The organism is Pseudoalteromonas sp. MER144-MNA-CIBAN-0113, from assembly GCF_040308965.1.
GTDB lineage: Bacteria > Pseudomonadota > Gammaproteobacteria > Enterobacterales > Alteromonadaceae > Pseudoalteromonas > Pseudoalteromonas tetraodonis.
This window is the reverse complement of the sequence record NZ_JBEOOG010000004.1, coordinates 79,925-96,838: the sequence shown is the minus strand read 5'-3', so window position 1 is coordinate 96,838 and position 16,914 is coordinate 79,925. Positions and strand designations below refer to the sequence as shown.

At 40.6% G+C, this 16,914-nt stretch carries 13 protein-coding genes and 1 pseudogene; 4 read left to right on the top strand and 10 right to left on the bottom strand.

Annotated features, from left to right (window positions below; translation table 11 throughout):
* Window positions 1–71 precede the first annotated feature (71 nt).
* From AAEY57_RS02225 to AAEY57_RS02215, 3 genes and pseudogenes are all read right to left on the bottom strand, one after another.
* Window positions 72–161, bottom strand: a pseudogene (locus AAEY57_RS02225) (DUF2237 domain-containing protein); the annotation flags it as partial.
* 157 nt (window positions 162–318) lie between these two features.
* Window positions 319–738 carry a CBS domain-containing protein gene (locus AAEY57_RS02220; RefSeq protein ID WP_010387564.1) on the bottom strand — a complete coding sequence of 140 codons (420 nt, stop codon included), beginning with the start codon at window positions 736–738 and terminating at the stop codon, window positions 319–321.
* A 172-nt stretch (window positions 739–910) separates the two neighbouring features.
* Window positions 911–1,690: a DUF2189 domain-containing protein gene (locus tag AAEY57_RS02215; RefSeq protein WP_350606046.1), complete on the bottom strand. Its 780-nt coding sequence runs from the start codon at window positions 1,688–1,690 to the stop codon at window positions 911–913.
* Between the two features lie 233 nt (window positions 1,691–1,923).
* Here AAEY57_RS02215 and AAEY57_RS02210 point away from each other — a divergent pair, with 233 nt between their 5' ends.
* Window positions 1,924–3,804, top strand: a complete 1,881-nt coding sequence (locus tag AAEY57_RS02210) for an MFS transporter (RefSeq protein ID WP_350606043.1) — start codon at window positions 1,924–1,926, stop codon at window positions 3,802–3,804.
* A 58-nt stretch (window positions 3,805–3,862) separates the two neighbouring features.
* Here AAEY57_RS02210 and katG read toward each other — a convergent pair whose 3' ends face one another.
* Both katG and AAEY57_RS02200 read right to left on the bottom strand, forming a co-directional pair.
* Window positions 3,863–6,130, bottom strand: coding sequence for a catalase/peroxidase HPI (katG, locus tag AAEY57_RS02205; protein ID WP_350606041.1), 2,268 nt, complete (start codon window positions 6,128–6,130; stop codon window positions 3,863–3,865).
* A gap of 315 nt (window positions 6,131–6,445) precedes the next feature.
* Window positions 6,446–7,786, bottom strand: coding sequence for an L-cystine transporter (locus tag AAEY57_RS02200; RefSeq protein ID WP_350606039.1), 1,341 nt, complete (start codon window positions 7,784–7,786; stop codon window positions 6,446–6,448).
* A 291-nt stretch (window positions 7,787–8,077) separates the two neighbouring features.
* On the opposite strand from AAEY57_RS02200, the gene AAEY57_RS02195 reads away from it, so the two are divergent.
* Window positions 8,078–8,605, top strand: coding sequence for a hypothetical protein (locus AAEY57_RS02195; RefSeq protein ID WP_350606036.1), 528 nt, complete (start codon window positions 8,078–8,080; stop codon window positions 8,603–8,605).
* A gap of 70 nt (window positions 8,606–8,675) precedes the next feature.
* Here the strand turns inward: AAEY57_RS02195 and AAEY57_RS02190 are convergent, their stop codons facing one another.
* Both AAEY57_RS02190 and AAEY57_RS02185 read right to left on the bottom strand, forming a co-directional pair.
* Window positions 8,676–9,863, bottom strand: a complete 1,188-nt coding sequence (locus tag AAEY57_RS02190; RefSeq protein ID WP_254772060.1) for a GGDEF domain-containing protein — start codon at window positions 9,861–9,863, stop codon at window positions 8,676–8,678.
* Window positions 9,864–10,120: 257 nt separating this feature from the next.
* Window positions 10,121–11,263: an alkene reductase gene (locus AAEY57_RS02185; RefSeq protein WP_350606032.1), complete on the bottom strand. Its 1,143-nt coding sequence runs from the start codon at window positions 11,261–11,263 to the stop codon at window positions 10,121–10,123.
* A gap of 110 nt (window positions 11,264–11,373) precedes the next feature.
* On the opposite strand from AAEY57_RS02185, the gene AAEY57_RS02180 reads away from it, so the two are divergent.
* Window positions 11,374–12,258 (top strand): LysR family transcriptional regulator, encoded by an 885-nt coding sequence (locus AAEY57_RS02180; protein WP_024601320.1) that lies wholly within the window; start codon window positions 11,374–11,376, stop codon window positions 12,256–12,258.
* Window positions 12,259–12,261: 3 nt separating this feature from the next.
* Here AAEY57_RS02180 and AAEY57_RS02175 read toward each other — a convergent pair whose 3' ends face one another.
* Both AAEY57_RS02175 and AAEY57_RS02170 read right to left on the bottom strand, forming a co-directional pair.
* Window positions 12,262–13,530 (bottom strand): mechanosensitive ion channel family protein, encoded by a 1,269-nt coding sequence (locus tag AAEY57_RS02175; protein WP_350606030.1) that lies wholly within the window; start codon window positions 13,528–13,530, stop codon window positions 12,262–12,264.
* Window positions 13,531–13,649: 119 nt separating this feature from the next.
* Window positions 13,650–15,539: an acetate--CoA ligase gene (locus AAEY57_RS02170; RefSeq protein WP_350606027.1), complete on the bottom strand. Its 1,890-nt coding sequence runs from the start codon at window positions 15,537–15,539 to the stop codon at window positions 13,650–13,652.
* 203 nt (window positions 15,540–15,742) lie between these two features.
* Between AAEY57_RS02170 and AAEY57_RS02165 the strand changes: the two genes are divergently transcribed.
* Window positions 15,743–16,153: a nucleotide triphosphate diphosphatase NUDT15 gene (locus AAEY57_RS02165; RefSeq protein ID WP_016900495.1), complete on the top strand. Its 411-nt coding sequence runs from the start codon at window positions 15,743–15,745 to the stop codon at window positions 16,151–16,153.
* On the opposite strand, the gene AAEY57_RS02160 is transcribed toward AAEY57_RS02165, so the two are convergent.
* A complete protein-coding gene (locus tag AAEY57_RS02160) occupies window positions 16,150–16,878 on the bottom strand; it encodes a substrate-binding periplasmic protein (RefSeq protein ID WP_350606023.1) in 729 nt (242 codons plus the stop codon). The genes AAEY57_RS02165 and AAEY57_RS02160 overlap by 4 nt on opposite strands.
* Window positions 16,879–16,914 lie beyond the last annotated feature (36 nt).

Genomic DNA, 16,914 nt, shown 5'->3' with positions numbered 1-16,914 from the left:
AATGTATAGATTAATAGATCATAAGCAGAACATACTTAGACCAAAAGGTGATCAGAGTTTTCACACAGTCTGGGCACATAACAAAATCCCTCACGGGTATAGCCACCGTTGCCACAGCAAAGTTGTAAGCGAGTTCCTAGTACATTTAATTGATTAGCCATATGAAAACTTACCTTGTAATAACCATTAAAAGCAGGGTGTTTACCATAACAGGCTGTTAGTGACTTAGCTATCTATGCTGTTAATTTTATATATCTGTTAAGTGAGTAAAAACTGCATTTGGCAAAGCTAAATACAGTTTTCATTAAAGAAGAATATTTACGAGAGCAGTGCTGCAGCTAAGCGCACAAAATCAGAAGACGTTAAAATACCTACTAGCTGACCTTGCTCGCTAACAACGGGCATGCAACCGTGGCGATTATCTACAAAAAATTTAACGACATCTGATAGCGGCTGCTCTGGGGTTACACTAATAAAATCACTCACCATAATATCTTCTACTTTTGTGAGTTTTTCTTTGCGTTGTAATGCATTAGCACCAAACGTTGCCATGATACCCATGACTTTGGCGACCATTATTTTTTGTGTGAGCATACCGACAAATGCGCCGTCTTCGTCAATAACAGGAATATGGCGAACGTTTTTTTCTTTCATTAAATTATGTGCGTCATGCAAAGTGCTTTTTACGTTCACTGAAAATGGGTTCGGTGTCATTAAGTCTGTAACGTTTTGACTCATGTTTATTCCTTTATATTATCTGTGGTGTATCAGCTTATATTAGCGCTATTTTTAAGCTTTGCACCTTATTCAGATCAAGGTTTTTACGGATTTTATAAACTGAGGGAGAAGAGGCAACACTTAATTAAATGCCAAAAAGCATTTAATTAAGTGATAAAACTACAGGTAAATGTTATTCATAACCACGTGGTGTTTTTGTTTTAATAACCGCAATGTATCCATGCCAACTAGCGTAACTAAGTAGTGGCATAATAATAATAAATCCAGCGGCACCTGCAGCAAAGCCCAACGCTACCAGTATAAATATACAAATTGACCATACTACCATGGCTGCAAAGTTTTCTTTAACTGCGTGGATTGAAGAAACGACAGCAGTCATAATATCAACACGTCTTTCCATCATAATTTGCGGCGTAAATGCAGAAATTGAAAACACACTGACTAGTAAAATCCCACCGATAATGCTGCCTATAGTTAAAAACGCCGAAAGCTCTTCAAAGGTGGGGTTTACATGGTTTGGGTATAATGCATGTACGATTGCAGCTAGGCGCATCCAAATAATCATAATTACCATGAGTAATACCGCAAAACCCCATTCACCTACAGGGTTACGAAACATTGATTTTAATGAATGGCTTAATGTAGGTTTGTGGCCTTTTTCAAGTTCCCAGGCTACATCGTATAGGCCAACGGCGAATACCGGACCGATCAAAGCAAAAGCAACGGTTGCAGGTAAAATAGCTAAGTGGCTGTCGGTAAGTACAACAGAGTAAACAATCGCTACCGGAATAAGCGTGAAGATTAAACCGTAAATTAAACTCAACATGGGCGCGCGCGCCATATCCTTAAACGCTAACGAAAGCCAATGAAAAGCGGCAAATGTATTTACTTTGTTGCACTCTAAAAAACGTGCGAATTTAGTGTCTTTGTCTATTGTGTTTGTAGTTGGCATAAAGATGCTCCTTTTTTAGTCACCTTTTAGGTTTAGAACATAGATGTTTTATTTACAACTCATAAACAACTTATACGATTGATTTAGTCGCATTGTTCATTTGTTAGTCATTTTTGTTGGGTTAGCTATTTTGTTTATTTAAATATATGTTTGAGCATGTACTTAAAAAGTGGGTTCGTATTTCTTTTCCACAGTGGTAATCTAAACGTTGTAGCTAATTTTAAGAGACCGTAATGAAGGAAAATAAACAACAATATCAAGGAGCTTTACTGAGCAGTAAACGGTTTTTACCTCTGTTTGTGACGCAGTTTTTCTCTGCTTTAAATGACAATGTTTATAAGCAATCAATCCTACTTATTTTAATTTTTCAGGCTGCTACGGTGGCCGATGGTGCTTTTTATTCTAACGTGGCTGCGGGATTATTTATTTTACCATTCTTTTTATTTTCAGGCATGGCTGGGCAAATTGCAGAAAAGTTGGAAAAATCAAAACTAATCAGCATCGTAAAGTTTTGCGAAATACCTATTATGCTGGTGGGCGTGGTATCAATTTTAACCGAGCAGGTTTGGTTAATGTTGGGTACTGTGTTTTTAATGGGTTTACAAAGCACTTTTTTTGGGCCACTTAAATACTCTATTTTACCGCAGCATGTGGCCCCAAATGAACTAACTAAAGCGAATGGACTGGTGGAGTCGGGCACTTTTGTCGCTATTTTATTGGGCACGGTATTTGGCACCTATTATATAACCCAAGCAACGGGCCCTATTTATATCAGTATCGCAATAGTAAGCCTTGCAGTTATTGGCTTTTTAAGCAGTCGATTTATTCCTAAAAGTGCAGCCAATGATGCTAACTTAAAAGTATCGATTAACCCTATTACTTCAACCAAAAGTGTTTTTAATGCGCTTAACGCACAAACCGAGTCAGTGGGTAAATCAGTATTGGGGATCAGCTGGTTTTGGCTGATTGGTGCAGTGATATTAACCGCGCTCCCTAACTATGTAAAACATGTAATGGGAGGCGATGAGCTGGTGGTTACCTCAGCTTTAGTGGTGTTTTCGTTGAGTATTGCATTGGGGTCTTTACTTTGTGAGAAGCTATCGCGCTCACGTATTGAGTTAGGCATTGTGCCTTTTGGGGCGCTTTTAATTAGCTTGTTTTTATATTTATTAAGCCAAGAGCCAAGCATTGAGTTTTATCGCCAAACTAATGAATCGCTGCTTACCCTTGAACAAGTGATTAATACCGGCGATATGCTCTGGCACTTTATTTGGATGGCTGGTATTGGTATAGCGGCGGGTTTTTATACGGTGCCACTGTATGCACTTATTCAGCAGCGTACTCACCCAGATAGCCGTTCACGAGTGATTGCTGCCAATAATGTACTAAACGCCTTATTTATGGTGGGCAGCGCTGTTTTAAGTATTGTTACCCTAACGCTTTTACACTGGGAAATTTCACAATTACTGTTGTTATTAGCAGGGCTTAATTTACTGATATCGCTGTACATATATAGCAAAGTGCCTGAGTTTTTCTTACGTTTTATTATTTATATTTTAGCGATTTGTATGTACCGAGTACGCACTAAGGGAACGCTTAATATGCCCGATGATGGGGCTGCAGTGGTGGTGAGTAACCATGTTAGCTTTGTTGATTGGATGTTTATTTTAGCCGCGTCACCTAGGCCAATTCGGTTTGTCGTGTTTGCCCCTATTTATTATTCACCAGCACTTAATTGGTTGTTTAAAATGGCCAAAGCCATTCCAATTGATAGTGAAAAAGCAAATCCTAAGGCGTTTAATAAAGCCTTTGACGATATCGCTCAGGCACTAGAGCGTGGAGAGCTGGTGGGAATTTTTCCTGAAGGCAAGCTCAGTGGAGATGGCGAAGTTGATGTATTTCGCCGTGGCATTGAAAAAATAATTCAGCGCACACCGGTGCCTGTTATTCCTGTTCATTTAGATGGACTATGGGGCAGTATGTTTAGTCGAAAAACCAAGTGGCGATTGCCTAGACCAAAGTGGTCGTTGGTCAATGTGACTATTGGTGAAATGGTGGCTGCACAGAAGGTTAATGCCGATGATTTGCGCGAGCGAGTGGTTGCTTTAAAGTAGCTTAATAAAAAAGCGCTGCAATTAATTGCAGCGCTATGGTTGTATTACTTAATGGTTATTAACGGTCTAAGTTCATTACTTTAGTCCATGCCGCAACAAAGTCTTCTACAAACTTTTGCTTTGATGTATCAAAGGCATATACTTCGGCAACTGCACGCAATTCTGAATTTGAACCAAAAATCAGATCAACTGAAGTGGCTGTGTACTTTTGCTCACCTGATTGACGATCAAAGCCTTGATAAATACCCGCATCTGATGACTTTTTCCAAACCGTCGACATATCTAATAAATTAACAAAGAAGTCGTTATTTAGAGTGCCTGGCTTGTCAGTAAATACGCCGTAGTCAGTGCCTTTGTAGTTTGCATCAAGCGAACGTAAGCCGCCTACTAACACGGTCATTTCTGGCACGGTTAGGTCAAGCTGATCGGCTTTATCTATTAGCATTTCAGTTGGCGATTTGTAGCTTTTTTCTGCATCAAAGTAGTTTCTAAAGCCATCGGCAGGCAGCTCTAATAAACTAAATGCATTAACGTCAGTTTGCGCTTGCGTAGCATCGCCACGGCCAGCATTAAACGGTACGTCTACTGTGTAACCTGCATCTTTCGCTGCTTTTTCAATCGCTGCATTACCACCTAACACAATCAGGTCGGCTAGTGACACTTGGCTTTTGCTAAAGAAACTATCGTTAAAGTCAGCTTGAATCGCTTTTAATACGTTAAGTACTTTTGCGGTTTCTGCTGGATTATTTACTGCCCAATCCTTTTGTGGAGCAAGCGCAATACGTGCGCCGTTGGCACCGCCGCGCATATCAGAGTCACGGTAACTTGCAGCCGAAGCCCAGGCTACACGTACTAACTCAGGTACACTTAAGTTTGAGTCTAAAATAGCGGCTTTAAGCTCTTTTACTGCACCAGCATCAATGTTTGATTGAGTTTCTGCTGAAATAGGGTCTTGCCAAATTAAGTCGTCTTTTGGTACTTCTTTACCTAAAAAGTTACGTGGTGGTCCCATATCTCTGTGAGTTAATTTGTACCATGCTTTAGCAAAGGCCAGTTGATACTCTTTAGGGTCATTTAAAAAGCGTTCTGCAATTTTGCGGTATTCAGGATCAAATTTTAACGCTAAGTCGGCCGTAGTCATTACCGGTGCGTTAAACTTACCTTTAATATGAGCGTCAGGTACAGCGTTGTGTAACGATTCATCCGTTGGGATCCACTGAATGGCACCTGCAGGGCTGCGAGTTTGTTTCCACTCAAAGTTAAGCAGGTTGCTCAAGTACAGTGATGACCAGCGAGTAGGGGCTTGTGTCCATGCGCCTTCTAAACCACTAGATACGGTATCTTCAGAGTGGCCTTTACCACATTTGTTTTTCCAGCCTAAACCTTGCTCTTCAATACCTGCTGCTGCAGGCTCTGCACCCACACAATCTTTAGGTTTGTGCGCACCATGCATTTTACCAAAGGTGTGGCCACCGGCAATAAGTGCTAGGGTTTCTTCATCGTTCATCGCCATGCGAGAAAATGCAACACGAATATTTTTAGCTGAACCAATTGGATCAGGAACCCCTTTAGGGCCTTCAGGATTTACGTAAATTAAACCCATGTGCGTTGCACCTAATGGGCGTTCTAATTTGCCGCTGGCATCTTCACGGTCGCTGGCAAGCATTTCTACTTCTGGACCCCAGTAAACCATGTCTGGTTCCCAGTCGTCAGTTCGCCCGCCGGCAAAACCATAGGTTTCAAACCCCATGTTTTCTAAGGCAACATTACCGGCTAATACGATTAAGTCTGACCATGAAAGTGCTTCTCCGTATTTTTGTTTAATTGGCCAAAGTAAACGGCGCGCTTTATCCAAGCTTACGTTATCTGGCCAGCTATTAAGCGGTTCAAAACGTTGTTGACCACCGCCAGCGCCACCACGGCCATCAAGCGTACGGTAGGTGCCTGCGCTGTGCCATGTCATACGAATAAAAAATGGGCCATAGTTACCAAAATCCGCTGGCCACCAGTCTTGAGATTGCGTAAGTAGGGCGTCAATATCACTTTTTACTGTGTCTAAATCTAGGCTGTTAAATGCCTCTGCATAATTAAAGTCTGCACCATAAGGGTTTGAACGTAGATCATGATCACGAAGAGGAGATAGGTTTAGTTGATCTGGCCACCAAAATTGGTTTGTTCTGGTTGCGCCCATTTTTGCCTCACCCATGCCTACAGCACCTTGTGGCTTAGACATTTGTGGTTTTTCTTGGCTAAAAGCAGAGCCAGACATAAGTACCATACTTATAAATCCAACAAGCGCTTTTTTAGTAAATGACCGGTTTTTCATTGTCAGCTTCCTTAAAGTTAACGAATTTTGTTATATACAAAGCGTATTACTATTATTAAAAATAGAATCTAATAATTTAAAAGTTAGTGAGCTTTTACTCCATTCAAGTTGTTGTTTACCAAGCTTGAATGACTAAGCAGTGCGAATAGTATAGTAGAGGGGCTAAAAACCGTGTGCGAAATAAACCGATTGATACAATCTATAAAAATGATTCATTAAAGTTAAATGATTAAATAAACAAATCACTAAAGAGCTTTGAAAGTGACAGACATAAAAAAGCCCAGCGTAGGCTGGGCTATTAGATTAAAATCTGTGTTATTGATTTTTCATTAATTTACTGGTGATCACACCTGAGGTCATAGAGCCCGACACGTTGAGTGCAGTGCGTGCCATATCTATTAAGGGTTCAATAGAAATAAGTAAAGCCACAACCTCTATAGGTAATCCCATGGTAGGCAATACAACCAACGCTGCGAAGGTAGCACCACCACCAACACCTGCAATACCAAACGAGCTAATAACCACAATACCAATAAGCGGTAAAATAAACTCAAATGTGAGTGGGTCTATCCCCACACTTGGCGCAACCATCATCGCAAGCATGGCAGGGTAAATACCAGCACAGCCGTTTTGACCTATGGTGGCACCAAAAGAAGCCGATAAGTTAGCGATTGCTGGGGGCACTTTTAACTGGTTAATTTGCACATCTACATTCATAGGAATCGATGCCGCTGAGCTACGCGAGCTAAAGGCAAAGGTGAGCACTGGCCAGATTTTTTCAAAGTAATGTTTTGGATTAACACCTACTAAGCTAAGCAGTAAACCATGCACAACAAACATTAATAAAATAGCCACGTAAGAAGCAACGATAAAGGCAAGTAAATTTAAAATGTCGCTACTACTAGAGTTTGCCACAACACTTGCCATTAAACCTGCAACACCATAAGGCGTTAGAGCAATTACCATGCGAACTAAGCTCATTACTGTCGCTTGTAGGGCGTTTACACCGTTACGAATTGGGCTAGCAAGTTCTGTTTTTTCCAGCATTACTTTACGCGCAGCTATACCAACAAGTACACCAAATATAACCGTGGCAATAATAGAGGTTGAACGTTGATTACTTAAATCCGCAAAGGGGTTTTCAGGAATAAAGCTAAGTAGCATTTGTGGCACACTTAAGTCGGCCACATTCGCTGCTTTGCTTTGCAGGGTGTCCATTCTAGCGGCTTCACGAGTACCTGATACAAGCCCTTCAATGCTCAAATCAAATCCATACGTTACCGCAATACCAATTAATGCTGCAATCGCGGTGGTAAAAAGTAAAACAGAGATGCTAATAAAGGATATTTTACCTAAAGAGCCTTGGTTTTCGAGCTTTACCACTGCGGCAATCATAAAAATTAATACCAATGGCATGATGATCATTTTTAATAAACCGACATAGCCTTTACCCACCACGCTTACCCAGCTGAGTATTTCTTTAATGGTTTCTGGGGAATGGGCAAACAAAAACTGTAGGGCTAAACCAAAGGCGCTACCAAGTACTAAACCAAATAAAACGGTACGAGATAAAGAGCTGCTTTTTTGCGAAACAAGATAAATCGCGAATAGCAAACCGACAAATAATGCCAACATTAATAATACAGCAAGCGACATAGTACCCTCTTTTATAGCTGTGAATTAGCGCGGCACTTTAACGCTTTGTAAGACGTTAACAAAATACGCTTTCGCTATGGTATAGAATTAAAATGAATATAGTAATAATATTAAAGTATAACGAATGAGCGCATTGTTGAAAAAATTAGCCCATATGATTGTATTTTCTTTAATTTATGGCGTTTACTAGATGAAAGTAAGATCTTAACTACAAATAAAATCGTAACCCTAATACGTAGTAATAAATTAATTTGTTCACTTTAGTTTTTATTTAAAAGAGGGAGTAGAGGTATGTTAAAGGCAATAATGGCACTGATGATGGTTTTAGTGGTTAGTGGGTGTTCAACCCAATACCCAAACCAAGCACTAATTGGTAAGCAATTTCCTACTGTGACGGGAGAAAGCTTAGAGCAAAAGTCATTCACCATTCCTGAGGACTTTAACAACCCAAATACGTTGTTATTAATTGGATACAAACAAGATAGCCAGTTTGATATTGATCGTTGGCTTATTGGTTTAGATATGAGCGCAGTGAATGTGACCGCTTATGAGTTGCCCACTATTCAGGGTATGGTTCCTCGTATGTTTAGTACCTTAATTGATAGCGGTATGCGCAAAGGGATCCCAAAAGAGTTGTGGGGTGGGGTGATCACAATTTACAAAGATGGCGATAAAGTTCAAGCATTTACTGGTAACGAAAACCCAAACAACAGCCGCGTAATACTGCTTGATGAGAGTGGCAAAATTATTTACTTTTACGACCGTGGTTTTTCGGTCTCCGCGTTAAATAATTTAAAAGCGGTGATTGAAAAGCAATAGGTTGCAGGTAAAGTTAGCATGCCTTTGGGCATGCTATAACTAAACGTTAGCGTGCCACGTTATAAAAGCATTATTCGCTTACGTTGTTTCTGCCTTTCTTTTTAGCTCTATAAAGCGCTAAATCAGCATTTTTTAGAGCCTCGTCAAAGGTTTGTTTTGCCGTTCTTTGTGCTACGCCAATAGAAACTGTGACGTTTACCGTTTTATTGTCGTTTGTCTGTTTGCCCTTTCGGGATTTTTTATCTGTGCGTTTTGGGTTTCTGATCACCATGTCGTAGGTTGCAATATTTTGACGCAGTGTTTCTAGTTCAGGAATTGACTGCTCAGCTGTTTTTCTTGGAAATACAACGGTAAATTCCTCTCCGCCATAACGGTAAATTTTGCCACCCCCTTTAACGCCACTCATTTTTGCTGCCACTAGCTTAAGTACTTGGTCGCCAATATCATGGCCATAGGTGTCGTTGAATTTTTTAAAGTGGTCAATATCGAGCATAGCAACAGTGTATTTTCGCCCTAATGATAGAGCAAGCTGATTAAGTGCGCGGCGCGTTGGTAAGCTCGTTAAATCGTCTCTGTAAGCTAAATAATATGAGTCGGTACTCACCGCTAATAAATACAGAGAAGCCATAAGTACAGCAATGACAGACCAAGGAAAATCAATAACATGTTGTTGGTTAAGGCACCACACAATAAAAGTAATGAGTAACGCCGTTTGCGTCAGGTTATGTGTTCTTACGCTTTGCCAAATGAGTAAGCTGCCAATGAGCGACAGTGGTAAAGCTATGGGTAAATAAGGAAGCAGTTGAGTATAAACAGAAGGTTGTAATGATAGCCCTTGTAAATGCAGACTCAGTGCCAGCCACGCAAACGCTGCGCCGCCACATAGAATAATTAATAAGGTTCGGGTCGCAGTGTGTATTGATAAAAGTGCGCGATCTTTTATCACGGCTAACAACATTAATAAACTTGCAGCGCATAGTAAAACCCAATCAGATTGCGCTTTAAGCCAACTTGACCACGGCAAAGCATACTCAAGTGAACATAAATAAAGTAACCAAAATGCGCACAAAATAGCGACTCGACTTCGATTAAACTGAGTGGCAAATATAGCGGTAATAATTAGTAATGGATAAACAAGATTATTAATAAGAGAGAGCTTACTTTGCCATTGGGTTTGAAATTGAGTTAATAACAAAAATAATCCACACACAGCTAAAAGACTCAAAGAAGTTGATTTAACTCCTGCTAATTTTAACAACCCATGCTCCAAAGACCGATGCCTAAAAAAATAAAAGCTTATTGTATTGATATATAAAAAATATTACTACTTTAATGCTTGTTAATTATTTAAAAGCAATACTTTAAAACTAATTTTAATGCTTTTTATCGACATTTTTTAACCAAATGTATGACATTTTAGTAAATGTAAAAATAGTGAGCAGATTAAATTCAACAAGGCGAGAGACGATGTAAAAAGCGTTTAAACATTGAATAAGGCCATCCATGGCCTATTAATTAATCGTTTTTGTAGTAAGGGTAGTCACTGTAACCTTGCTCAGTCCCGCCATACATAGTGGCTGCATCGGCTTCATTTAATGGCCATTGATTTTTTATGCGCGCTGGTAAATCAGGGTTTGCAATAAAAGGGCGACCAAAAGCAAATAAATCACCGTAGCCTTTAGCTAACATCGCCACCGCTTTTTCAACAGTGTACTTACCAGCGTAAATAATACGCCCAGAAAATTCAGCTCTAGCTGCTTGATAAAATAGCTCTGGTAAATCAGGAGCATTGTCCCAATCAGCTTCTGCAATTGAAAGGTAAGCAATACCGGCTTGTTCAAGTACTTTAATCGCTTCAATGTAGGTATGATGTGGGTCTGATTCTACTAACCCTAAATAAACACGGGTTTCATCAGTACTGCTAAATAAGGGCGCAAATCTAACCCCTAAGCGCTCAGGGCCTACTACGTCACTTACTGCCGCGACAATTTCTTTTAAAAAGCGCAGGCGATTAGTAAGAGATCCGCCGTATTCATCATCTCGTTTATTGGTGTGCTCAGAAATAAACTGATTTACTAAATACCCATTAGCACAATGCAGTTCTACGCCATCAAACCCCGCTTCTAGCGCATTACGGGCAGCTTGTGCATACATGCCAACAAGCTCTTTTACTTCATCGGTTGTCAAAGCTTGTGGTTCACTTGGGTTGGCTAAAGCGCCTTGAGCCGGTCCTGTTTCAATAAAGACTTTAACGCTATCAGCTATTAGAGCTGAGGGGGCAAGAGGTTTGGCTTCATTAGGCTGTAAGCTGGTGTGTGAAACGCGGCCAACATGCCAAAGTTGAGCAAAAATAATTCCACCTTCTGCATGTACTGCATCAGTTACTTTTTTCCAACCAGCTATTTGTTGATTAGAATGAATGCCCGGTGTCCAGGCATACCCTTGTCCTCTTGGTTCAATTTGAGTGCCTTCGGTAACCATAAAACCAGCACTAGCACGCTGTGCATAATATGTGGCCATCACCTCGTTGGGGATATTGCCAGGAACCGTGCTACGTGAACGTGTAAGTGGCGGCATTACAATACGGTTTTTAAGTGTGTATGGGCCTAAATTGATTGATGAAAATAGACTGTCGATATTTTTACTTGGTTGACTCATTTTAATACCTTTTAAATTAATAATGCTGTTTAGTGCCAATTACAATGCTGGTGAGCATAGGGATTAAAAGGTACAATTTGAAACAATGCTTTTTTGTTTAAGATACAATTATGAATGGTATATCTCGGCTTGATATAAAACAATTACGAATATTGAGTGCATTACTTAAACTAAAAAATGTGTCGGATGTGGCCCGCAAAATGGGCTTAACCCAGCAGGCTATTAGTGAGCAGCTGCGAAAATTGCGTGACTTATTTGACGATCGGCTTTTTATTCGCCAAGGCAATACAATGGTTGCAACACCTAAAGCAATTGCACTAGAGAAGCCCATTAATCAAATATTAACTCAGGTAGAAGCGTTATTAATACCTAAACAATTTATCCCAAGTAGCTACAAGGGCGTATTTACAATAAGTGCGACTGATTACGCTATAGCAGCTCTTTTGCCACAATTATTAGAAATAACAAGACGCGAAGCGCCAGGATTAAAGCTGATTATTCGTGACTTTGCCTCTGATAATGTTAATCAATTAATAAGTGCAGGAGAGCTGGATTTATTAATTAGTTTTCCTGAATTTATCCCTGCAAACTTAATCTATGACACATTATTTGAAGAACAACATATTTGTATTGCGGGGAAAAACACGGTGTTTTCTTCATCGACGTTGAGCCTTGCTGAAGTGGCCGCACACCCTCAATTAGTGGTTTCAGCGTCACGTGCTAACTTACGAGGCTCTCACGACCAATGGTTTGCTGATAAGGGCTATGCGCGCAATATTGTTATGTCAGTGCCTGGCTTTTCATTTGTCCCCGATTTGCTTTGCAGTACTGACTTAATTGCTTTTTACCCATCGCGTTTACTGCCAAACGCCAAAGTGAAACAGCTTGAAGTTGAATTATTACCACCGCCATTTAAGGTGATTGCTGCATGGCATCCACGTTCAAATAACAGCGATATTCACCAGTGGTTAATAGCACAATTAAAACGGATTTAGTGATTATTTAATTAGTTGACGAATATCGTTCCCTGTTGGTGCCTCATGGGCACGTAACGAAAAGGCGGGTAATATCGCTAAAATATGGTCAAATATATCTGACTGAATATTTTCATACTCACCCCAATTAGTTGTATTGGTAAATGCATAAATCTCAATGGGTAAGCCATTTTTAGTTGGCTCTAGCTGCCTTACCATCAGTGTCATTCCCTGATGAATATGTGGATGCTGTTTTAATAACTCGACTAAATAATGACGAAATGTGCCAACATTTGTGAGCCGACGACCATTTAACGTACAGCTCATATCTATTTTTTTCGTGGTATTTTGCTCGTTAATAGCCGGTAGGGTAATTTCGAGGTAGTGACTTAATAAATCTGCTTTTTTCAGCGCGGTGATCTCTTGCTCATCTAAAAAGCGCACACTGCTCATTTCTATATGGATACTCCGTTTTATGCGCCGCCCACCGGATTCTGTCATACCGCGCCAGTTTTTAAATGAGTCAGAAATTAGCGCATAGGTTGGGATAGTGGTAATGGTTTTATCCCAATTTCTTACTTTAACTGTGGTCAAGGCTATATCAATCACATCGCCATCTGCGCCGTATTTGGGCATTTCTAACCAATCACCAACCGCAAGCATATTGTTTGCTGAAAGCTGAATACCGGCCACCAGCCCTAAAATAGCGTCTTTAAACACCAGTAGCAGTACAGCCGATAGCGCACCTAAACCACTGAGTAATATTAACGGGGATTTATTCATTAATAATGAAATCGCTAAAATACCGGTTAATACGCTGGCGATCAGTTTAATTGTTTGTAAAAAACCACGTAATGGAAAGTGAGCTGCAATGGGTTGCCTGTCAGATATTGCTTGAAAAATATTGAGCAAAGAGAACAGCGAGAGCAGTGCAAATAAAATGATCCACTGATCAGTAAACATCTCAATGATATGTAAAAAAGCCGTTCCTTCGGGAACCCAGAGCCTTGCTTGTATAACAACCACAGCACCTTGTAAAACAAAGGAAATATTACGTGTTAATTTAAGCGCTAAGTCGGCAGGCGTGTGGGTATCGGTTTGAACAACTTTATCACTAAAGCGGCCTTTAAGTAGTCGTTTTGAAACTGACCTTAAGATGAGGTGCAATATGAGCGCAAATAAGCCAACCCAGCACAGTACTAATATGTTGTACCATAAATGCGCACTCCCAGGAAAATAAAGACTAAACCATTGCAGTAAAAATTCTCGCAGCTGCGATCGTATTTCAGTCATTTATATTCCCAAGAGATTTATTTGCGTGAGTTTCATCTATTTAATGAAATCTAGTTAAGCAGATGGGGCGAGAAAAGTCTATTTAAGCCGCGCTTAAATAGACTTTTTAAAAATAATATTTATATTTTATTTTCAGCAAGTTGCAGAGTTAACTCCTCAAAAATACTCGGATCGTCAATGGTTGATGGAATTTGCAGTTCTTCACCATCAATAAGTTGACGTAAGTTTTTGCGTAAAATTTTACCTGAGCGTGTTTTTGGTAAGCGCTCTACACACATAATATTTTTAAGACACGCAATAGCGCCGATTTGATTACGCACGGTTTGCACCAATTGCTGCTCTACTTCTTTATGCGATCCATGAAAATCATTTTTTAATACCACCATAGCCATGGGGTTTTGACCCTTGAGCGCATCATTAACACCAAATACGGCACATTCAGCAACCGCGGGATGAGCGGCTACAATTTCTTCCATTTCACCGGTTGATAAACGATGTCCCGCGACATTAATAACATCATCGGTGCGGCCCATAATAAATAGGTAGCCATCATCATCAATATAACCGCCGTCGCCAGAAAGATAATAGCCTTCATATTCACTTAAATAACCGGCTTTAAAGCGCTCGGTATTTTGCCAAATAGTGGGTAAACATCCTGGCGGTAAAGGCAGTTTAATAACGACTGCACCTTGTTCATTGGGGGCGCATTCGTCACCATTCATATCTAAAATACGTACGTCAAACCCAGGAGTCGCAACCGTTGAACTGCCTGCTTTTGTAGGTAGGTGCTCAATGCCGACAGGATTACAGGCTATCGCCCAACCAGTTTCTGTTTGCCACCAATGATCAAGCACAGGTAGGCCTGTTTTTTCTTTGAGCCAATCGTAGGTGGGGGGATCTAAGCGCTCGCCTGCTAAAAACAAGCGTTTCAGACTTGAAGTATCGTATTGTTTAAACCCATCGGCATTGGGATCTTCTTTTTTTATCGCTCTAAAGGCCGTTGGTGCGCTAAATAAAGCCGTTACTTTATACTGTTCAACCACTCGCCAAAATGCACTGGCATCTGGGGTTCTAACTGGTTTACCTTCAAATAAAATAGTGGCGCAGCGGTACATAAGCGGTGCATACACTATGTACGAATGGCCTACAACCCAACCAATATCCGAAGCGGCCCAAAACACGTCACCGGGTTTCATCCCGTATACGGTTTCCATGCTGTAATGCATGGCAACAGCATGGCCGCCATTTTCACGAACAACCCCCTTGGGAGTACCCGTTGTGCCTGACGTGTATAAAATATAAAGCGGGTGTTCGCCACTTACCGGAACAGGATCAACGCCAGTAGCTGTTTGCATTGCAATAGCCCAGTCAATATCACGCTCAGGCATAAGTGGTGCAGTTACTTGCTCACGCTGATAAATAATACAATTTTCTACTTTATAAGAGGCTGATTCGAGGGCGTTATCAAGTAACTCTTTGTATTCAATTACGGTATTCACTTCCACACCGCAAGAAGCACTGAGTACTAACTTAGGCTTGGCGTCATCAATTCTTACGGCAAGCTCATGCGCTGCAAACCCGCCAAATACGACCGAATGAATAGCGCCGATGCGGGCGCAGGCTAACATACCAATTACGGCCTCGGGGATCATGGGCATATAAATAACTACGCGGTCGCCTTTTGTTACGCCTAAAGACTGCATTACTCCTGCGAATTTAGCGACCTTTTGTTGTAGTTCAAAGTAGCTGTAGCTGCGCGCGGTATTGGTTACGGGTGAGTCATAAATTAACGCTGTTTCATCACCATGGCCGGCAATAACATGCTGATCTACCGCTAAAAAGCAGCTATTAAGTTGGCCGTCGGCAAACCAGTGATATAAACCGTTTTCATCTTGTGTGTAAGCTGTTTCGGGAGCCTGGTACCAAGGGAGGCGTTTACTTTGCGATAACCAAAACGCTGCCGGGTTTTGTTTAAACTCGTTGTAGTGTTGTTTGTATTCACCTGACATAAAGGCTCCTGAGCAAAATTTAATATAACTTTATTTAAAACTAAGCGCTTTTTATCAGGAGTGATATTCGACTATGGTCGGTTAAATAATGAACGGGTTGTGTGGTTTTTAGCTAACGCTATGGTTTATAACGAACTAACGACTAGTTTGATGATTTAAATGAGGTAACATATAAAAATGATGAACTATTTAATGTGGTAATAATGAGTCAAGTTGTCAGAGTAGGCGTTGCAGTGATAGTAATGCATGATAATAAAATTTTACTCGGTGAGCGAATAGGCGCACATGGTGCAAATACCTGGGCAACCCCTGGGGGGCATTTAGAATTTGGTGAAACGGTTGAGCAATGTGCAGTGCGCGAAGTAGCAGAAGAGACAGGGCTTACTGTTACTAATATTCGTAAACTCGATTTTACCAACGATATATTTAGCGCCGAGAACAAGCACTATATTACTTTATATGTGCAGGCAAAGTATGAAGGTGGCGAGCCTGTGAATAAAGAGCCTAACAAATGTTTACAGTGGCGTTGGTGCGATATTAATAACTTACCTTCACCTTTATTTACTTCATTGAAAAATTACTTAACGCAAGGCGTTTTACCTACTCAATACTAAAGGCGCGTTGGAATAGGGAGTTGCCATTTATTTAAAATTTGTTGGTATTCACCGCTTTCTTTTATAGCGTTTAATCTATCAGTAATAATTTTCGCTGTTTGCGGGTTAAGCTGCTTACTTGCTGCAAAGTGAAGAGAAGAAGGTAGCTCATCTAAGTGTATACGCTTAGTAATTAAGCTTGGGTCGAGCCCTGCTCGCTTTAACTCGTTTTCAAGAGTGAGGGTGTTAGTCACCACAAAATCGATACGATTTTTATACAGCATTCTCCATAGCTGCTGGTAGTAACTCACTAAGACTAGATTCTCACTTTCAGTAAAGCCTTGAGCTTCTAAATAAGCCTGCGCAGAATAACCGCGAATAGTGGCTACTTTGTATTCTTTGGCAAAGTTTAAGTGAATCACTTCATCGTTATGACTGCGTAAACTTACTAGGTATGCATCTGCAAAATACACTTTTCCCAGCCACTTAAACTGGCTGTTTCTGTTTGGCGTTTTTAACAGTGACAGCATGATGGCATTAGGATTGGCTTGTTGTTGTTGAAACATACGCGCCATCGGCATTATTTCAAACGTTGCTGTTAAAGCCGTGCCTTTTAATACTGCTTTAGCGATATCTACTAAGGCACCCTGCGCTTCACCTTGAGGGTTTTTAAAATGATAAGGGGGCAAATCTTCAGCGATGAAGGTAACCGGGTTTGCGTGACAGACCGCACTATAAAAAACCAATACATGAGGCTAGTGTAAATAAAATCAATAAAAAGG